This window comes from Halomonas sp. AOP43-A1-21 (genome assembly GCF_052376775.1).
GTDB classification, from domain to species: Bacteria; Pseudomonadota; Gammaproteobacteria; order Pseudomonadales; family Halomonadaceae; genus Vreelandella; species Vreelandella colorata.
This window is the reverse complement of record NZ_JBQSWC010000001.1, coordinates 163,783-180,942: the sequence shown is the minus strand read 5'-3', so window position 1 is coordinate 180,942 and position 17,160 is coordinate 163,783. Positions and strand designations below refer to the sequence as shown.

The window sequence follows — 17,160 nt, the reverse complement described above, 5'->3', positions numbered from 1 at the left end:
AATGAGTAAGCAACTAATTTTAGCCCTTTCCAAAGGGCGCATTTTGGATGAAACGCTACCACTGCTCGCCGATGCAGGTATTACGCCAGCGGAAGATTTAGGCAAGAGTCGTAAGCTGCTGTTTGACACCAATCTGCCTGATGTAAAGCTGGTAGTCATTCGGGCAACCGACGTGCCTACCTATGTACAGCTGGGTGCTGCTGACCTGGGTATTGCGGGTAAAGACGTTCTTCTGGAGCATGGCGCCGAAGGCCTGTATGAGCCGTTGGATTTGGAAATTGCCCGCTGCAAGCTGATGACGGCGGGCGTTACCGGACAGCAGCCAGCGCTTGCGCGCCGACGCGTTGCGACCAAGTTTGTCGATATTGCCCGACGTTACTATGCCGAGCAGGGTATTCAGGCCGAAGTCATCAAGCTTTACGGTGCGATGGAGCTGGCGCCTTTGATGAACTTGGCCGATGAAATCGTGGATATTGTGGATACCGGCAATACGCTGCGTGCCAATGGCATGGAGCCGCGTGAGCTGATTGCCCATATCAGTACGCGCTTGGTGGTTAATAAGGCCGCCATGACCATGAAGCACGAGCGTATCAAGCCACTGTTGGCACGCTTGGATAGCGCAGTTAAAAAGCGCCAGGCCCTCGCAACTGAATGATCCGGGAGAGTTTATGAGCACTATGTCTTCAGCCAGTACGGCTACTATATCCCGGCTCTCAACGCTTGATGCCACGTTTGATCAGCACCTGGGGGCGCTCCTGGATTGGGAGGGCGTCTCGGATTCGGCGGTTCAGTCACGTGTTGATGAAATTTTGAGCGATGTTAAGCAACGTGGCGACGCCGCAGTGATTGAGGCGACCAATCGCTTTGACCGGCTATCGGTTGAAGGGATGGAAGAGCTGCGCTTAAAGCCCGAGCAGCTAAAACAGGCCTTCGATAACCTGCCTGCTGAGCAACGCGATGCGCTTGCCAGCGCCGCTGAGCGTATAAGGCTTTATCACGAACGCCAAAAACCCACGTCCTGGCAGTATGAGGAAGCCGACGGCACCGTGCTTGGCCAGCAGGTAACCGCGCTTGATCGGGCGGGTATCTACGTGCCGGGTGGCAAGGCTGCCTATCCATCGTCTGTATTGATGAATGCGATCCCGGCGCACGTGGCTGGCGTTCGTGAAATCGTCATGGTGGTGCCTACGCCGGATGGTGTTGTGAACGAGCTGGTTTTGGCGGCCGCTCACCTGGCAGGTGTTGACTATGTCTTCACCATCGGCGGCGCCCAGGCTATCGCCGCGATGGCATACGGTACCGAGACCGTGCCGAGAGTGGACAAGATTGTAGGCCCCGGCAATATTTATGTTGCCACGGCAAAGCGCGCGGTATTCGGGCAAGTGGGCATCGATATGATCGCGGGACCTTCAGAAATTCTGGTGGTGTCCGACGGGCAAACCGATCCTGACTGGCTGGCGATGGATCTGTTTTCTCAGGCAGAGCATGACGAGGATGCTCAGGCAATTCTGGTGAGCTGGGATAGCGCGCATCTGGATGCGGTAGCGGCCTCCATTGAGCGCCTGCTGCCTACTCTGGATCGCGAAGGCATTGTGCGTGAGTCATTGAGCCGCCGCGGCGCGCTGATTCTTTGCCAGGATAAAGCCGACGCGATTGCCATGATTAACCGTATTGCGCCAGAGCACTTGGAGCTTTCTGTCGAAGCGCCCGATACATGGTTGGGCGAGGTTCGTCATGCGGGTGCCATCTTTATGGGGCGCTACACGGCAGAGGCGCTCGGCGATTACTGTGCAGGTCCTAACCATGTTCTGCCCACGTCGGGCACAGCGCGCTTCTCATCGCCTCTGGGTGTCTACGACTTTCAGAAGCGCTCTTCGATTATTCACTGTTCAAGTGAAGGCGCTTCAGAGCTTGGCAAGGTTGCCTCTGTTTTGGCGCGTGGAGAGTCGCTGACCGCACATGCGCGGTCAGCTGAGTACCGTATCCGCAACTGAGCTATCCATAGCTGAGGTATTTGCGTCAGGCGAGCCTCAGGAGTCACTGGGTCGCTCGCCTGCCGGCGCATCATTGATAATCGGGCGTTCGCCCACTTCAAGCGTTACGTCTATCCGCTCGCCGCTACGTACTATGGTGAGCGGTAACGATGTACCGGGTTCGATGGAGGCAATGTTGCTCATGGTGGCGCGGGCATCCAGAACGGTTTTTCCGTCAACCGACAGCAAAATATCGCCGGGCTGAAGGCCTGCTTTATCTGCCGGGCCGCCACTGACGACGCCTGCCACAATAACCCCTTGAGGGGTGCGTAATCCAAACGAGGCGGCCAGTTCCCGGGATAGCGCCTGCGCTTCGATGCCCAGCCAGCCACGAATAACCCGACCTTGAGTTACCAGTTCATCTAAAATGCTGTGTGCAAGGTTGGCGGGGATCGCAAAGCCGATACCTTGAGAGCCGCCCGAGCGGGAAAATATCGCAGTATTGATACCCACCAGTGCCCCGTCGGGGTTGACCAGTGCGCCGCCGGAATTACCGGGATTGATCGCCGCATCGGTCTGAATAAAGTCTTCGTAGGCATTTAGTCCTAAATGGCTTCGCCCCGTGGCGCTAATAATGCCCATGGTTACGGTTTGGCCAACGCCAAAGGGATTACCGATCGCCAGTGCCACATCACCCACGGCGACATCTTCTGAGTCAGCCATTTCAATAACCGGTAGGTCTTCAAGATTGATACGCAGAACGGCCAAATCGCTTTCTGGGTCGGTGCCGATGACTTCGGCAAGGGTTTCGCGGCCATCGCGTAGCGCGACCTGGATCTCGTCTGCGCCATTAATGACGTGATGGTTGGTCAATACATAGCCATCGTGGCTGATGATAACCCCTGACCCGAGGCTTGAGAGCATACGCTGGTGCGTCGTAGCGTCATCGCCATTAAAAAATTGCTGGAAGAAAGGATCCGACATCAAGGGGTGCTGGTCACGCTCGACAATGCGCGACGAGTAAACGTTAACCACCGCAGGGGCGGCCTGATTGACCGCGTGTGAATAGCTGGCCGGGCCCTGGTCGCGGGAAAGGGGCGCTGCCTGGCGAACTTCGGGCGCCGGACGGCTGCTTGCCTGCTCGCTTGCGGTGACTAGCGGCGAGGCGGGTGTCTGCGCAGGTGCGGGCGCATTATTAAATGGATTGGGTATGTGCTCTGGAAATGCAAATAAAAGCAGGGCAGCGAGCAGTACCCCGGTCAAAATAGGCCATACATAAGGCAGCACAAAGCGGTGCATGCAAAAATTCCTCAGCGGGTAGTGGTCTTATCAAATGTGAGGTTCGCGATAACACGAAGCGAGTTTTACTATGGCATGATGGTAACACTTTCTAGCTTAGTTCCTCACGGTAGTCAGAGAATCATTAAAGGAGTCTTTGTGACCCATCGCGATCAGATAGTAGCCGCTTGCGACCATCAGTTGCGGGCTTCGACATTTAAGGATTTTACCATCAATGGTTTGCAGGTGGCCGGACGCGAGCAGGTGAGTCGCGTGATGACGGGCGTCACTGCTTGCCAGGCGCTATTGGATGAAGCTGTCGCTTGGCAGGCCGATATGGTCTTGGTTCACCATGGCTATTTTTGGAAAAATGAACCGGTCGCGATTACCGGCATGAAATATAAGCGCATCAAAACACTGATGGATCATGAGATTAACTTGCTTGCCTATCACTTGCCGCTTGATGCACACAGTGAAATGGGTAACAACGCAGAGCTTGCCAGACGTTTAGGCTGGAAAGTGGAGGGCTGTCTGGACGGTGAGTTGGGCGAGGGATTTCTCTGGTCGGGGCGCTTGCCTCAGGCACAGCGTATTCACACCCTGGCGGTTCAGATAGCTGGTACGTTGCATCGTTCTCCGCTGGTGATTGAGGCGGATAATGACAACGATATTGAGCGAATTGCGTGGTGTACAGGCGGGGCGCAGGACATGATTACGGCTGCTTATGACGCCGGTGCCCAGGCCTTTATATCAGGGGAGATTTCCGAGCGGACGACTCATCTGGCGCGCGAGTTGGGCATTCACTATATTGCCGCGGGGCATCATGCCACCGAGCGTTACGGCGTTCAGGCGCTGGGGGAGTGGTTGGCTGCTGAGCACGGGATTGAGCACCGCTTTGTCGATATAGATAACCCCGCCTGACCATGCGACAGGGGGCGGGCAGCCTTCATCGCTGCCCGCCCTTCGCTTAATAAGCAGCGCTGGCTTAATAGCGGGGTGGTTGAGGGGCGTTCGTGTTCGTGGCGCTATCTTTTAGGCCGAAATTCTCTGATAGCGTGCCGTTTTTGCCATCGGCATAGTCGCGAGGCGTCGTTAGCGGGCTATCTGAAGCCTGGCTGGCAGTTGGTTGGTGTATCGGCTGGCGCTCTTTGAGCTCAGGCGGGGTGCTGCTGCCTAGGTGCCACTCCTCGGCATCCTCTCTGATCTGGTGTTCAAGCTGGTCGGCCTCGGACCGAATGCTGTCCAGGCGTTGAAAAACGCCGGTGAGATGGCCGCCCATCCCTTTCTTGAGCTCGGCAATTTGATGTTCTCGTTCCAGCAGTGTTTGGCGCAAGGAGGCATTGTTACGCTCTCCTTTACTGAACAAACGGTAGCATCCTAAACCGATGATGAAGCCGATAATGATGCCAACAATGGCAAAGGTATAAGGCGAGCTTGCTTCCACAGTTTTCTCCCTGACGCTTGATGCGCTCCGCCAATGTAAGGTGAGCGGTTTGCGAACGAACAATCTTCATTATAAGCGTCGATTGGTTGGTTAGGTCAATCCAACCATGCGCTTAGAGTGTTCGCCGCGTATAATCACCCCTTTTTGAAGGGCGGTCGGTCGCATCGTCAACACCGTCGTAATACGTTTTGGAGGCGATTAAATGCCATCTACTTCTGCAGATAAAAAGGTGAGTCCGTCATCTCGACCAACGCCGATCGAGCGCTATCGCGCTGATTTAACGCGCGAAGACTTTCAGTATGATGCGGCTCAGGAGTCGGCAGTCAAACATCTGCAGCGGCTTTATGACGATTTGATCGCCGCGCCGACTACCGTGCCTAAAACGGTGATCGCCAACAGAGGACTCAAGGCCAAGATGGCGGGCCTGTTTGGTAAATCAGCGTCTTCAGGCGAGCCAGCCTTGCCTCAGGTGCGTGGCCTGTATTTCTGGGGTGGCGTGGGGCGCGGCAAAACGTATCTAGTGGATACCTTTTATGAGGCGCTACCTTTTCCCGAAAAGATGCGCACCCACTTCCATCGGTTTATGCAGCGGGTTCACAATGAGCTGACCCACTATAAAGGCGAAAAAAATCCGCTTACCTTAATTGCCGGTAAGTTCGCCTCGGAAGCGCGAGTGATCTGCTTTGATGAGTTTTTTGTCAAAGACATTACCGATGCCATGATTCTGGCGAATTTAATGGAAGCGTTGTTTGAACGTGGGGTTGTGCTGGTCGCTACGTCCAATATCGTACCCGATGACCTTTATAAGGATGGTCTGCAGCGGGCGCGCTTCCTGCCTGCTATCGACTTGGTCAAGCGCCACTGCGATGTCGTTAACGTTGATTCCGGCGTGGACTACCGGCTGCGTGCGCTTGAACGCGCTGAAATTTTTCACTCGCCGCTGGATAAGGCGGCAGAGCTGGAGCTTGCGCGCAGTTTTCGGGAGATCGCCGGGCAGGAAGGTGAGGCAGATGCCCCGCTGGAAATTAATCACCGGGTGCTTAAAACCCGTAGGCTTCAGGAAAATGTCGCGTGGTTCGAGTTTTTGGAACTGTGCGACGGGCCGCGTAGCCAGAACGACTATATCGAGCTTGCGCGAGGTTTTAATGCCGTGCTGGTGTCCAACGTCACGCCAATGGATGCAAAGCATGATGATCAGGCGCGTCGGTTTATCAACATGGTCGACGAATTTTATGACCGTGGCGTAAAGCTTTTAATGTCCGCAGAAGTACCTATTGAGTCGCTTTATAGTGGCGGTAAGCTAACCTTTGAGTTTCAACGCACGCTGTCGCGGCTTCAGGAGATGCAGTCGCGCGAATATCTGGCGTTGCCCCATAAGCCTTGATCCCATAAGCCTTGATAGAACGCTATGGCTGTTTTGCCGAAGCGGCAGGGTAGAGAAAAAACATCGATAGGCCTTAACTTGTCGAGTGTCTTACTGTAGAATGCCGCCTCGCTGCATGTTGCTAAGGTAATTTCCTGGCAACCAAAAAAAATAGGGATGGTGCTTCACCGCTTGGCGGTGGTAGTCACCCAACACACTTAATCTGGTGATTTCATCCATGAAGACGTTCAGTGCTAAGCCGCAGTCCGTCCAGCGCGACTGGTATGTAGTCGACGCCACGGACAAAACGCTCGGTCGTCTGGCAACCGAGATTGCTCGCCGCCTGCGTGGCAAGCATAAGCCCGAATTTACCCCTCACGTTGATACTGGCGACTACATCGTTGTGATTAACGCCGAGAAAGTCCATGTAACTGGCAACAAGGCGAAGGCTAAGACCTATTACCGCCATACCGGTTACCCGGGCGGTCTGCGTTCCATGACGTTTGACAAAATGCTTGATCATGCGCCCGAGCGCATCATTGAGTTCGCCGTTAAAGGTATGCTGCCGAAAGGTCCGCTGGGTCGTGCCATGTATACCAAGTTAAAAGTGTACGCCGGTGCCGAGCATCCGCATGCTGCTCAACAGCCGCTTGAACTGAACATCTGAGGAAATCTTCGCCATGACACAGCAGTATTACGGTACCGGGCGCCGCAAGACTTCCACCGCTCGCGTGTTTATGAAGCCGGGCTCTGGCAAAATCACCGTTAACGATAAAGACCTCGACCTGTATTTCGGTCGTGTGACTGGTCGTATGGTGGTTCGTCAGCCGCTTGAGTTGACTGAGACGCTGAACCAGTTTGACCTGTTCATCACTGTCGCTGGCGGTGGTGGCTCCTCTCAAGCAGGTGCTATTCGTCACGGTATTACTCGCGCCCTGATGAACTACAACGAAGACCTGCGTCCTGCGCTACGTGCCGCTGGCTACGTTACGCGTGATGCTCGTCAAGTTGAGCGTAAGAAAGTCGGCCTGCGCAAAGCACGTCGTCGTCCGCAGTTCTCCAAGCGTTAATTTTCCAACGCTGTGCGGCAAAACGCCCAGGCCACCGGCCTGGGCGTTTTTTATTGTAAAATCAAAATCCCTATGGCTTGGGCGTTATGCTATTTTGCTGTCTTTAAAGCAGTGAGTGGCAACCTTTCTGTGTGTCGCATCCAACACTCTGCACGCTTATTGTTAAGCGTTAATTTATAGTCACATGTTTATAGCCACATGAAGATTTGAATGGGAGAAGTCCCGTATGGCAGACCACGGCGTTAATAAAGGTCGACGACGTTTCCTTGTCGGGGCTACTTCCGTTATGGGGGCGGTGGGTGTTATCGGCGTGGCCGTTCCATTTGTGGCTTCGTGGAAGCCGAGCGCGCGAGCGCGTGCGGCGGGTGCGCCGGTTCAGGCTGATATATCCAAGCTGCGCCCAGGGCAGCGTATGACCGTTGAGTGGCGGGGGCGGCCGATATGGATCATTCGCCGTACGTCTGAAATGATCGCGCGTACGCAGGCGCTGCCGGCGGATTATCTGGCAGATCCTGATTCACGCCAGCCGCAGCAGCCTGCTTACGTGCAAGGGGAGCTCCGTTCGCTCAGGCCTGAGGTCGGCGTGCTGGTTGGCCTGTGTACGCATTTTGGCTGCTCGCCGCTGTATCGCCCCGAGCCTGATGCTCAGGCGGGTGATGATCACTGGCCTGGAGGGTTCTTCTGTCCTTGCCATAGCTCGCGGTTTGATTTGGCCGGGCGTGTGTATGCAAGCATGCCCGCGCCAATCAATCTGGAGGTGCCGCCTTATCATTATCTAAGCGAGCATATTATCGTAGTGGGTGAGGATCAGGAGGCGGGTTGATGGCGTCGCAGGACAAGACAGGCGGTGGTTTTATGAAATGGCTGGACACGCGCTTTCCGGCAAGCAGGCTATGGCGCGACCATCTCGCCAGTTACTACGTTCCTAAAAACCTTAATGTCTGGTATGTGTTTGGCTCGCTTGCTCTGTTGGTGTTGGTTAATCAGCTGTTAACCGGCATCTGGCTAACCATGAGCTATAGTCCGACTGCCGAAGGGGCCTTCGCGTCCATTGAGTACATTATGCGTGACGTGGAGTGGGGATGGCTGATCCGTCATATGCATACCACCGGCGCCTCAGCGCTGTTTATCGTTGTCTATCTGCATATGTTTCGTGGGCTTCTGTACGGCTCATACAAGGCGCCGCGCGAGCTTGTGTGGGTGTTTGGAATGGCCTTGTATCTGGTGCTGATGGCTGAGGCGTTTATGGGCTATCTGCTGCCTTGGGGGCAGATGTCCTACTGGGGGGCGCAGGTAATTACATCGCTATTCTCGGCGATTCCAGGTATCGGAGAGGGGCTTGCTCAGTGGGTGCGTGGCGATTACCTGGTATCGGGTGTTACCTTGAATCGTTTTTTTGCGTTACATGTCGTCGCCTTGCCGCTGGTTATTCTGGGCCTGGTAGTGCTGCATATTGTGGCGCTGCATGAAGTAGGGTCGAATAACCCCGACGGTATTGATATTCGAATGCGCATCGACGATGCGGGTAAACCGCTGGATGGTATCCCATTTCATCCGTATTATACCGTCAAGGATTTACTTGGCGTGGCGATCTTCTTGTGCGTTTTTTGTGGGGTTATTTTTTATTTTCCAGAAGGCGGCGGTTATTTTATTGAGCAGCCAAACTTTGAGCCGGCCAATCCGCTGCAAACGCCTGATCATATTGCGCCGGTTTGGTACTTCACGCCCTTTTACGCCATTTTGCGTGCGATCAACTTTTCAATATTTGGTTTGGACGCCAGGTTTCTGGGCGTCGTTTTCATGGGCGGCGCCATTGCAGTACTTTTTGTTGTGCCGTGGTTGGATCGTAGCCCAGTTCGTTCCATGCGCTACAAGGGCTGGCTATCAAAGCTAATGTTGGGGCTGTTTGGGGTAAGTTTTGTCGCTTTGGGTGTGCTGGGTATGTTGCCATCCACGCCTGTGCGAACGCACTTGGCGCAACTGTTTACCGCGACTTACTTTGCCTATTTTCTGTTCATGCCTATTTATACCCGTTTGGAAAAAACCAAACCTGTGCCCGAAAGGGTGACCGGCTGATGAAGCATCTATGGATAGCAGTATACTTTTTGCTAATGCCCATAATAGCAGTAGGCGGGCAGGGCGAGCGCGAATTACGCTCGGGGGCGCCTGACTTGCAGGATCAGGCGTCACTACAGAATGGCCTAAAGCTTTACGTCAATTATTGCTTGGGTTGCCATACGCTGAGCTATCAGCGATTTTCACGCACAGCCAATGATCTGGATATTCCTCAGGCGCTGATGGAGGAGGCCGTCATGTTTTCATCGGCGGCCGACTTTAATGACCCTATGCATAATGCCTTGAGGGCGGAAGAAGCAGCGCAGTGGTGGGGCGTTGCACCGCCGGATTTGTCGCTGACGGTACGTCTGCGGGGGGCTGACTGGGTGAATGCTTATCTGCTGGGGTTTTATCAAGACTCTAGTCGTCCGAATGGCGTCAATAATACGCTGTTTGACTCAGTGGCCATGCCCAATGTGCTTGAGCCGCTTCAGGGGGTACAGGTGCTGGATTGCTCTAAAGCTGAGCAGCAAGGATGCGATCGCTTGAAAGTGATAACACCTGGGGTGATGGCGCCCGATGAGTTTGAAAGTGCGGTATACGATATTACTAATTTCTTAGCCTATGTTAGTGAACCTTATCGACTGAAAGCTCAAGCTGTGGCGCCTAAGATTATGATTTTTTTATTTATTTTTAGCGTCATTGTCTACTTTCTTAAGCGTGAGTACTGGAAAGATGTGTATTGACGTGGTTGGACGTAAATAAGTTGGCAGCATAAGCCATGCTTATGTTGTTTTGATGTCAAGCAGTAACCCAAAACGGGCTGCCTTACCATAAGGTGGCTTTGGCGTGTTATTATCCATAATTGTTTTGATGCGAGGATGCTTTCATGGGTGTTGTGGCCAAGCGGTCGTCGATGATTTTTTACTCAGGTAGTGATGATCATTTCAGTCATCGCGTGCGCATTGTGCTGGCTGAGAAGGGGGTGGCTGTTGATATCGTTGATGTTAACGTGGAACAACCACCTGAAGATTTAGCAGACCTCAACCCGTATAATAGCGTACCTACGCTTTTAGATCGTGATTTAGTGCTTTATGAGTCTAAGGTCATGATGGAGTATCTGGATGAGCGTTTTCCGCATCCTCCTTTACTCCCTGTTTATCCTGTTGCCCGTGCGCAAAGCCGTTTGTGGATGCACCGTATTGAGCGTGAATGGTGCCCCATGGTCGACCAGATTCGCAGTGGCGGGAAAAAAGAAGCTGAAAAAGCGCGTAAAGAGCTACGTGAAAGCCTGATTGGTATTTCGCCTATTTTTGAAGATATGCCCTTCTTTATGAGCGAAGAATTCACGTTAGTAGATTGTTGCCTTGCACCGATCTTGTGGCGCCTTCCCGACTTGAATATCGAATTGCCTGAAAAACAGGTAAAACCACTGTTAAGTTACATGTCGCGAGTATTTGAGCGGGAAGCGTTCAAAGCATCCTTGAATGAGCATGAAAAAGAGATGCGTGCTTGAATTTACATGGCCCCGTCGCCTGAGAAAGGCCGGGGTCTTACTTGTTAGGAGGAGGGAGTCTTATGAAGTCGAGTCGCCCCTATCTCGCCCGAGCGCTCTATGAGTGGCTGTTGGATAATGAGTTGACGCCCTATTTGGTCGTTGATGCGACGCAAGCCGGGGTCGAGGTGCCGCGTCAGTTTGTGCAAAATGGTCAGATTGTCTTGAACGTAGCGCCGACGGCTGTGCGCGATCTGTTTATGGAAAATCAAGCCATCAGTTTCAATGCCCGCTTTGGTGGCCAGCCAATGCAGGTGATGGTGCCGATTCCGGCGCTTATCGCTATCTATGCGCGTGAGAACGGTGTGGGCATGGTCTTTGGTCATGAGCCGGAATTGGGTGAAACGACGGATGATGAGGAGGCTTTATTTAATGAAGTACCCGATGCGCCTTCCAAGCCTGAGCTATCTGTGACGGATCCGGTGCCTGAAAGCGAGCTTGATGATGTTTCTGAATCATCATCGGCGCCTTCAAAGCCCAAGAAAAAACCGACGCTTCGGGTGGTTAAATAACTAAGCATCGTGATTGACCTGGTCATAAAAAAACCTCGCACAGACAATGTGCGAGGTTTTTTTTGACTAGCGCTGAGCGTTTAGTCGATATATTCAAATACCTTGACGATTCGCTGAATTCCGCCGACCGATGACGCGGCGTTGACTATCCGGTCGGCTTCTTCGTGAGTCACCATGCCCATCAGGTAGACGCTGGCATTTTCAGTCGTCACCTTGAGCTTGGATGAATCGATGCGATCGTTGGTCGCCAGTGTGCTCACCACGTTGGTGGTTAACCAGGTATCTGTCAGGCGTTGGCTGGCCGGAAGGCGAGCGGCGATGGTGAGTTCGTTATGCACTTGATTAACGCCGCGCAAGTTGCGTGCAACATCGCCGGCTTTCGTGCGAAGCTCTTCGCTGGGCACCTGGCCCACTAATAACAGCGAGCCGTTGTAACTGTGCGCGCGAATGCGGGCATCGCCCAGGCGTGCATCGGCGCGATCCAGCGCACGTTCAGCCTCACGCTCAATGGTGGCGTCCACTGCTTGCACGTCATCACTGCGTTGGCCGTAGTTGGACGGGTTTGACGCAGTATTGGTCGCACAGCCGCTAATAAGTGCAGCAGATAACAGGGTCGCGACCAGCAGCTGGCGAGTAGAAAAACGTATGGCCATGGTGAATGACTCCTTATCTTAATGAAAGTAATAAGAGGTGAGGCGACGAGTTATGCCGCGCTGCCGAACAGCTGCTCATCAATAAGATCGCACAAGCAGTGAATGACCAGTAAATGAACCTCTTGAATTCTTGCCGTTGATGTCGCGGGAACGCGAATCTCGCAATCATCCTGACCAAGTAGAGAGGCCATATTACCACCATCGCGCCCGGTCAGAGCCACCACGGTCATTTCCCGATCATGAGCGGCCTGGATCGCTTGCACGATGTTCGCGGAATTGCCGCTTGTTGAGATCGCAAGCAGAATATCGCCGGGCTGGCCCAATGCGCGGATCTGCTTGGAGAACACCTCGTTATAGCTATAGTCGTTAGCGATAGAGGTTAGCGTTGAAGTGTCGGTGGTTAATGCCAGGGCCGGCAGGCTGGGGCGTTCACGCTCAAATCGATTAAGCAGCTCCGACGAAAAGTGCTGACTGTCACCGGCGCTACCGCCATTGCCACAGGCAAGAATCTTTCCTTCACTCACTAAGCACTGCACCATCATTTGGCTGGCAACTTCGATAAACGGTGGCAGTACTTCGCTAGCATAGGTTTTCGTATCAATGCTGGCGTTAAAGTGGTCAAGAATACGCGATTGAAAGTCCATTAGGGCTTCCTAGTTAAAATAGAATCAGTAGGCATCAAAAGCCGCTTTTTCCCAGTGGAACTCAAGGTTGGGCGGCGCGCCAGTAATAGCAAGAATATCAAAGCGGCAGGGAGATGTAAGGCCGTATTTGCCAATATATAGCTGGGCCGCACGTATCAGGCGCTGCCGTTTTGTAGCCGTTATGGTTTCCAACGGGTGGCCGTAGCGGGTGGTTACCCTATGTTTGACCTCTACAAACACCAACGTGCTGCCGTCACGCATCACGATATCCAGCTCGCCACCTTTGACATGGTGGTTTTGAGCCACAAGCGTCAAGCCCTTCTGCTGCAGCCATTGAGCGGCTAACTGCTCAATGGCTGCACCGCGCTTGCGCGCCGTTTGGGCGTTATTCATTACCGCTGGTTTGACTCGGGATCAAGATGGGAGAAGGCGTGCCATTTTGGAACTTGGCCCACGGCAGTTCGCGGTATATACGACCGTCGCCGGTTAGGTAGAGCGTACCAGTGCTGCCGCGCATGCCGTCAAGCGAGGCGATATCCGATAGGTGAGTCGCGATTTCATAAGCATCCACGCCCATGGCCATCAGGCGGAACATGGACGCATCGGCTTCTTCGCTCAAGCGTTGATAGGTGGGGTAAAAGGGCAGTATTTCTTCGCCACCCACCGCAGCATCAGGAATTTGCCAAGGGATATCCACGAACATAACATCGTTTAGATCCTGGTCGCGGCGCGTTTGCAAACGGCCTTCATGCAGGTGTGAGGTTGCATAGATAGGTAGGTTGGGCGCGTAGTAGTAATCCAGTGTGGGCGGTACCTGGCGTGCGTAGTCGGGCAGCGCGAGCAGGAAAAGAGCGTCGATGCTGCCAAGCTGGGCGCGCTCGCCACTCACATTCAGGGCCGTTTTTACGGCATTGGCGACCGGACTTTCGGGGTTATAGCGAACGGCGTTGGTAACCTCGCCTCCTTCGCGGTGGAATTCATTCCAGAAAGCCTCGCCCACGCGGCGTCCCCAGTCGTTGTCAGGCACCATCACCGACATGCTGCGGCGGCCGTCTTGATAGGCGCGACGGGCAGCTTGACGGGCTTCGTCCTCAGCGGAAAGCCCGTACTGGAACAGGCGCGCAGCACGGTTTTGCTCACCACTACCATAGTTAAGCGCGAGGGTAGGCAGCGGCACGCTATTACGCTGTTCCAGCTGGCTAACCTGTTCTTTTTCAAGCGGGCCGATGACCAGTTGGGCATTCATCTGTTCAGCACGGCTATAAAGCTCATCCATGGAGTATTGAGAGGCGTCTAGGAAGCTCAGCTGTACGTTGTCTCCCTTGATCTCATTATGGCGGCGCATTGCGGTAGCTAATGTGTTTGCAACGCTGCTAAGCGGGCCGGACTCAGGCAGGGCAACCACGATGCGGCGGATATCCTGGCCTTCAAGGCCGGGCAGCGCTAGGTTGTCAGGGTCAAGCTGATTTAAGGCATTACGTGCCCAGCTCTGGCGGTCGATCAGGGTTTCCTGCTGGTCATCCTGCATTGGCAGGTCATCGTTGAGCACCTGGGTTGCGCGTAATACGGCGCGCGGGTCATCCATTGCGCGAGCGAGTTCTGAGAAAAGCAGCGCCCAGCGAACGCGATCCGTTTCTGACAGCCTGGCTTCATCGATGGCATCGGCGGCTGCAAAGGCATCTTCCCGCTGGCCTTGTTGCGCCAAAATAGTGGCCGCTTCCAGACGCGTCTTGGCGGCTTGATCCGGGGCTTGCTGTTCCGCCTGACTTAGCAAGCGGCTCGCTTCCTGATCATCCGCGCGGTCAACCACGCTAGGTGACTGCATCGCACAGCCGGTCATGAGAAGTGCTATGAGGGCAGTGGCGAGTACGCCACGCAGAGACTGTTTCATGTATCCTTCCTTAGTTTTCATTTGCGCTGTCGCCGCTTGTTGGCATTTCGTTGGCATTGCACAAGCATAGCGCACCGTCAGAGCAAGCCATTAACAAATCTGGAGTCACGATGACACACCACAATCCGGGCACATTGTACGTGGTTGCCACCCCAATTGGGAATTTGGACGATCTATCGCCGCGTGCAGCTCGGGTATTAGCGGAAGTATCGCGCATCGCGGCAGAGGATACGCGCCATAGTGCACGCTTATTGGCCCATTTAGGGGTTAATACGCCCATGTTGTCGCTGCATGAACATAACGAGGCGCGCCGGGTGGATACGCTGGATGCCTACCTGCAGGCGGGTGAAAATATTGCCTTGATAAGTGATGCGGGAACGCCGCTTATCTGCGACCCGGGCTTCGTTCTGGTGAGAGAGCTGCGCCTCCGCGGTCGGCATGTGGTGGCATTACCTGGCCCGTGTGCGTTGGTAACGGCGTTATCTGGCGCCGGCTTGCCTACAGATCGCTTCACCTTTGGCGGCTTTTTACCCGCCAAGCCGGGGGCGCGCCGTCAGGCGCTGGAAGAGTGGCAAGCCCGGGAAGAGACCCTGGTGTTTTACGAGTCGCCGCACCGTATTGTGCATACCCTTGAAGCGCTGCACGAGCAGATGCCCGAGCGCAGTGTAGTGCTTGCCAGAGAGTTGACCAAAACGTTTGAGACATTTTTGCAAGGCACGCCTGAAGAACTGCTGGCCCAGTTGGCTGACGATCCTAATCAGGCAAGGGGTGAGTTTGTCGTCATGCTGGCGGGCGCGCCACCGGTTACACAGAGTGAGCATCAGGATATTAGCGCCGATCAGCTGATGAAGGTACTGCTGGATGAGGGAGTGGGGGTCAAGCAGGGGGCGGCGATAGTGGCTCGAATGCTGGGTGGGCGCAAGCAGGAATGGTATGCAAGATTGCAGGCAATTAAAACCGAGCATTGAGGCGAAGCGAGGGCGCTGGTATGCTTGCCGCCGGAGTTGGCCAGACAGTCGCCGCTAACCCATCTTTTGGATGGGCTGGGGGAGGAAAGTCCGGGCTCCATAGGGCAGAGTGCCAGGTAACGCCTGGGCGGCGTAAGCCGACGGAAAGTGCAGCAGAGAGTAGACCGCCTAAGCCCTTTGAAATAAACCTCAAGGGGCCGGTAAGGGTGAAAGGGTGCGGTAAGAGCGCACCGCGCGCCTGGCAACAGTGCGTGGCATGGTAAACCCCACTCGGAGCAAGACCAAATAGGGACCCAATGGCGCGGCCCGCGCTGGGTCCGGGTAGGTTGCTTGAGCGCTTTGGTGACAAAACGCCTAGAGGAATGACTGTCCACGACAGAACCCGGCTTATCGGCCGACTCCCCATTTCCATAAAGGGGCTCGCACTAGCGTGCCCTCTAAATATTGTGTGAGAGTAACATGCCTTCTCCTGACGCTGACCAGGTCGTTTCCCCGTTTCGCCATACCAGCGTATTACTGGAAGGGGCTGTCGATACCCTTATACATAATCCCGATGGCGTTTATCTGGATGGCACGTTTGGCCGAGGAGGCCATTCGCGGCTGATCTTGTCGCGCCTGGGTGAACAGGGCCGCCTCATGGCGATGGATCGCGATCCTCAAGCCATTGCGGCTGCCGCTGAAGTTAATGATGCTCGCTTTCAAATTACCCAGCGTGAATTTGCCCACTTGGCAGACTATGCCCGTGAGCAGGGCGTATACGGAAAACTGTCCGGTGTATTGCTGGACGTCGGCGTTTCTTCTCCACAGCTGGATGATCCTGAGCGAGGGTTCAGCTTTATGCGCAATGGTCCATTGGATATGCGCATGGACCCCACTCAGGGAGAAAGCGCTGCTGAGTTTCTCGCGCGCGCGAAGGAGGCCGATATCGCCCAGGTATTTAAAACGTATGGTGAAGAGCGCTACGCCAAACGGTTGGCTCGTGCTGTGGTCGAGCGGCGTGTTGAAGCGCCGTTTACCCATACGGTCGATTTGGCTGAGGTGTTGAAAAAAGCCCATCCCGCCTGGGAAAAGGGCAAGCATCCGGCGACAAAAGCATTTCAAGGGTTACGAATTTATTTAAATGGCGAACTTGATCAGCTAGATGCTGCCTTAGACGCAGCGCTTGAAGCGCTGGCGCCGGGTGGTCATTTGGTGATTATCAGTTTTCACTCGCTGGAAGACCGTCGCGTAAAACGCTTTATCCGTCATCACGTACGTGGCGATACCCACCTGCCGCGCGGTGTACCTATCCGTGATGACCAACTAAACCGTCGCCTTGAAGCGTTAAGTCGAGGCGTACGCCCGAGTGATGATGAGGTAGCTGGTAATCCACGTGCGCGGAGCGCCGTTATGCGGGCTGCCCGAAAACGAGTATAAGCATGAGCATGGATCGGATTGAGCGTTGGGCCTCAACGCTACGCACCGAATGGCCTTTCAAGTTACGTCTTCGTACGTGGCCCATTATTATTTGTCTGCTGTTTTTTCTTTGCATCATCAGTGGGTTGGCAACGGTTGCCGTCACCCATATGACGCGCGTTCAGTTTGCCCAACTGCAGCATCTTCAGCAGGAAAAAAACCAGCTGCAAACCGAGTGGGGGCAACTTTTATTGGAAGAGGGTGCGTGGTCGACGCCTGCCCGGATTGAGCAAATTGCCACGGAACGCCTGGATATGCGTATTCCTGACGTGCATGACGTTGAGGTCATTCGGCCATGA

Annotated in this window: 20 protein-coding genes and 1 other RNA gene; 15 read left to right on the top strand and 6 right to left on the bottom strand. The window is 54.4% G+C overall.

Annotation, left to right across the window (positions count from 1 at the left end; translation table 11 throughout):
• Position 1 precedes the first annotated feature (1 nt).
• Positions 2-655 carry an ATP phosphoribosyltransferase gene (gene hisG, locus ACT3R7_RS00850; protein WP_193090951.1) on the top strand — a complete coding sequence of 218 codons (654 nt, stop codon included), beginning with the start codon at positions 2-4 and terminating at the stop codon, positions 653-655.
• Between the two features lie 22 nt (positions 656-677).
• The gene (gene hisD / locus ACT3R7_RS00845) at positions 678-1,994 is read left to right on the top strand and encodes a histidinol dehydrogenase (RefSeq protein ID WP_192537323.1); all 1,317 of its coding nucleotides are present in this window, start codon (positions 678-680) and stop codon (positions 1,992-1,994) included.
• A gap of 36 nt (positions 1,995-2,030) precedes the next feature.
• Here hisD and ACT3R7_RS00840 read toward each other — a convergent pair whose 3' ends face one another.
• Complete coding sequence (locus tag ACT3R7_RS00840) at positions 2,031-3,272, bottom strand: Do family serine endopeptidase (protein ID WP_192537190.1); 1,242 nt, start codon at positions 3,270-3,272, stop codon at positions 2,031-2,033.
• A gap of 138 nt (positions 3,273-3,410) precedes the next feature.
• Between ACT3R7_RS00840 and ACT3R7_RS00835 the strand changes: the two genes are divergently transcribed.
• Positions 3,411-4,172 (top strand): Nif3-like dinuclear metal center hexameric protein, encoded by a 762-nt coding sequence (locus ACT3R7_RS00835; RefSeq protein ID WP_192537195.1) that lies wholly within the window; start codon positions 3,411-3,413, stop codon positions 4,170-4,172.
• 64 nt (positions 4,173-4,236) lie between these two features.
• On the opposite strand, the gene ACT3R7_RS00830 is transcribed toward ACT3R7_RS00835, so the two are convergent.
• The gene (locus ACT3R7_RS00830) at positions 4,237-4,695 is read right to left on the bottom strand and encodes a ZapG family protein (protein ID WP_192537197.1); all 459 of its coding nucleotides are present in this window, start codon (positions 4,693-4,695) and stop codon (positions 4,237-4,239) included.
• Positions 4,696-4,897: 202 nt separating this feature from the next.
• Here ACT3R7_RS00830 and zapE point away from each other — a divergent pair, with 202 nt between their 5' ends.
• From zapE to ACT3R7_RS00790, 8 genes are all read left to right on the top strand, one after another.
• Positions 4,898-6,079 carry a cell division protein ZapE gene (gene zapE, locus ACT3R7_RS00825; RefSeq protein ID WP_192537199.1) on the top strand — a complete coding sequence of 394 codons (1,182 nt, stop codon included), beginning with the start codon at positions 4,898-4,900 and terminating at the stop codon, positions 6,077-6,079.
• Positions 6,080-6,296: 217 nt separating this feature from the next.
• Positions 6,297-6,725: a 50S ribosomal protein L13 gene (gene rplM / locus ACT3R7_RS00820; RefSeq protein ID WP_018915755.1), complete on the top strand. Its 429-nt coding sequence runs from the start codon at positions 6,297-6,299 to the stop codon at positions 6,723-6,725.
• Between the two features lie 13 nt (positions 6,726-6,738).
• Positions 6,739-7,128: a 30S ribosomal protein S9 gene (gene rpsI, locus ACT3R7_RS00815; RefSeq protein ID WP_018915756.1), complete on the top strand. Its 390-nt coding sequence runs from the start codon at positions 6,739-6,741 to the stop codon at positions 7,126-7,128.
• Positions 7,129-7,354: 226 nt separating this feature from the next.
• Positions 7,355-7,951 carry a ubiquinol-cytochrome c reductase iron-sulfur subunit gene (gene petA, locus ACT3R7_RS00810; RefSeq protein WP_192537201.1) on the top strand — a complete coding sequence of 199 codons (597 nt, stop codon included), beginning with the start codon at positions 7,355-7,357 and terminating at the stop codon, positions 7,949-7,951.
• Positions 7,951-9,204, top strand: coding sequence for a cytochrome b (locus tag ACT3R7_RS00805; RefSeq protein ID WP_192537202.1), 1,254 nt, complete (start codon positions 7,951-7,953; stop codon positions 9,202-9,204). Before petA ends, ACT3R7_RS00805 begins: the two co-directional genes overlap by 1 nt.
• Positions 9,204-9,929, top strand: a complete 726-nt coding sequence (locus ACT3R7_RS00800; RefSeq protein WP_192537204.1) for a cytochrome c1 — start codon at positions 9,204-9,206, stop codon at positions 9,927-9,929. The genes ACT3R7_RS00805 and ACT3R7_RS00800 overlap by 1 nt, the downstream gene beginning before the upstream one ends.
• Before the next feature lie 143 nt (positions 9,930-10,072).
• Positions 10,073-10,699 carry a stringent starvation protein SspA gene (gene sspA, locus ACT3R7_RS00795; protein WP_192537210.1) on the top strand — a complete coding sequence of 209 codons (627 nt, stop codon included), beginning with the start codon at positions 10,073-10,075 and terminating at the stop codon, positions 10,697-10,699.
• Positions 10,700-10,761: 62 nt separating this feature from the next.
• Positions 10,762-11,250, top strand: a complete 489-nt coding sequence (locus ACT3R7_RS00790) for a ClpXP protease specificity-enhancing factor (protein ID WP_496198709.1) — start codon at positions 10,762-10,764, stop codon at positions 11,248-11,250.
• 80 nt (positions 11,251-11,330) lie between these two features.
• Here ACT3R7_RS00790 and ACT3R7_RS00785 read toward each other — a convergent pair whose 3' ends face one another.
• Genes ACT3R7_RS00785 through ACT3R7_RS00770 form a run of 4 tightly spaced genes read right to left on the bottom strand, consistent with a single transcriptional unit; the run spans position 11,331 to position 14,438 of the window.
• Entirely contained in the window at positions 11,331-11,903 is a 573-nt protein-coding gene (locus tag ACT3R7_RS00785; RefSeq protein WP_192537214.1) for a BON domain-containing protein, read from the bottom strand.
• Between the two features lie 50 nt (positions 11,904-11,953).
• A complete protein-coding gene (locus ACT3R7_RS00780; RefSeq protein WP_018915763.1) occupies positions 11,954-12,547 on the bottom strand; it encodes a phosphoheptose isomerase in 594 nt (197 codons plus the stop codon).
• A gap of 24 nt (positions 12,548-12,571) precedes the next feature.
• Positions 12,572-12,940: a YraN family protein gene (locus tag ACT3R7_RS00775; RefSeq protein ID WP_018915764.1), complete on the bottom strand. Its 369-nt coding sequence runs from the start codon at positions 12,938-12,940 to the stop codon at positions 12,572-12,574.
• On the bottom strand, positions 12,933-14,438 hold the full coding sequence (locus tag ACT3R7_RS00770; protein ID WP_192537216.1) for a penicillin-binding protein activator: 1,506 nt from the start codon (positions 14,436-14,438) through the stop codon (positions 12,933-12,935). The genes ACT3R7_RS00775 and ACT3R7_RS00770 overlap by 8 nt, the downstream gene beginning before the upstream one ends.
• 110 nt (positions 14,439-14,548) lie before the next feature.
• Between ACT3R7_RS00770 and rsmI the strand changes: the two genes are divergently transcribed.
• From rsmI to ftsL, 4 genes are all read left to right on the top strand, one after another.
• The gene (gene rsmI / locus ACT3R7_RS00765) at positions 14,549-15,406 is read left to right on the top strand and encodes a 16S rRNA (cytidine(1402)-2'-O)-methyltransferase (RefSeq protein WP_192537218.1); all 858 of its coding nucleotides are present in this window, start codon (positions 14,549-14,551) and stop codon (positions 15,404-15,406) included.
• Between the two features lie 32 nt (positions 15,407-15,438).
• Positions 15,439-15,812, top strand: an RNA gene (gene rnpB / locus ACT3R7_RS00760) — RNase P RNA component class A.
• Positions 15,813-15,865: 53 nt separating this feature from the next.
• Positions 15,866-16,822, top strand: a complete 957-nt coding sequence (gene rsmH, locus ACT3R7_RS00755; protein ID WP_192537220.1) for a 16S rRNA (cytosine(1402)-N(4))-methyltransferase RsmH — start codon at positions 15,866-15,868, stop codon at positions 16,820-16,822.
• Positions 16,823-16,824: 2 nt separating this feature from the next.
• Positions 16,825-17,160 carry a cell division protein FtsL gene (gene ftsL / locus ACT3R7_RS00750; protein WP_192537222.1) on the top strand — a complete coding sequence of 112 codons (336 nt, stop codon included), beginning with the start codon at positions 16,825-16,827 and terminating at the stop codon, positions 17,158-17,160.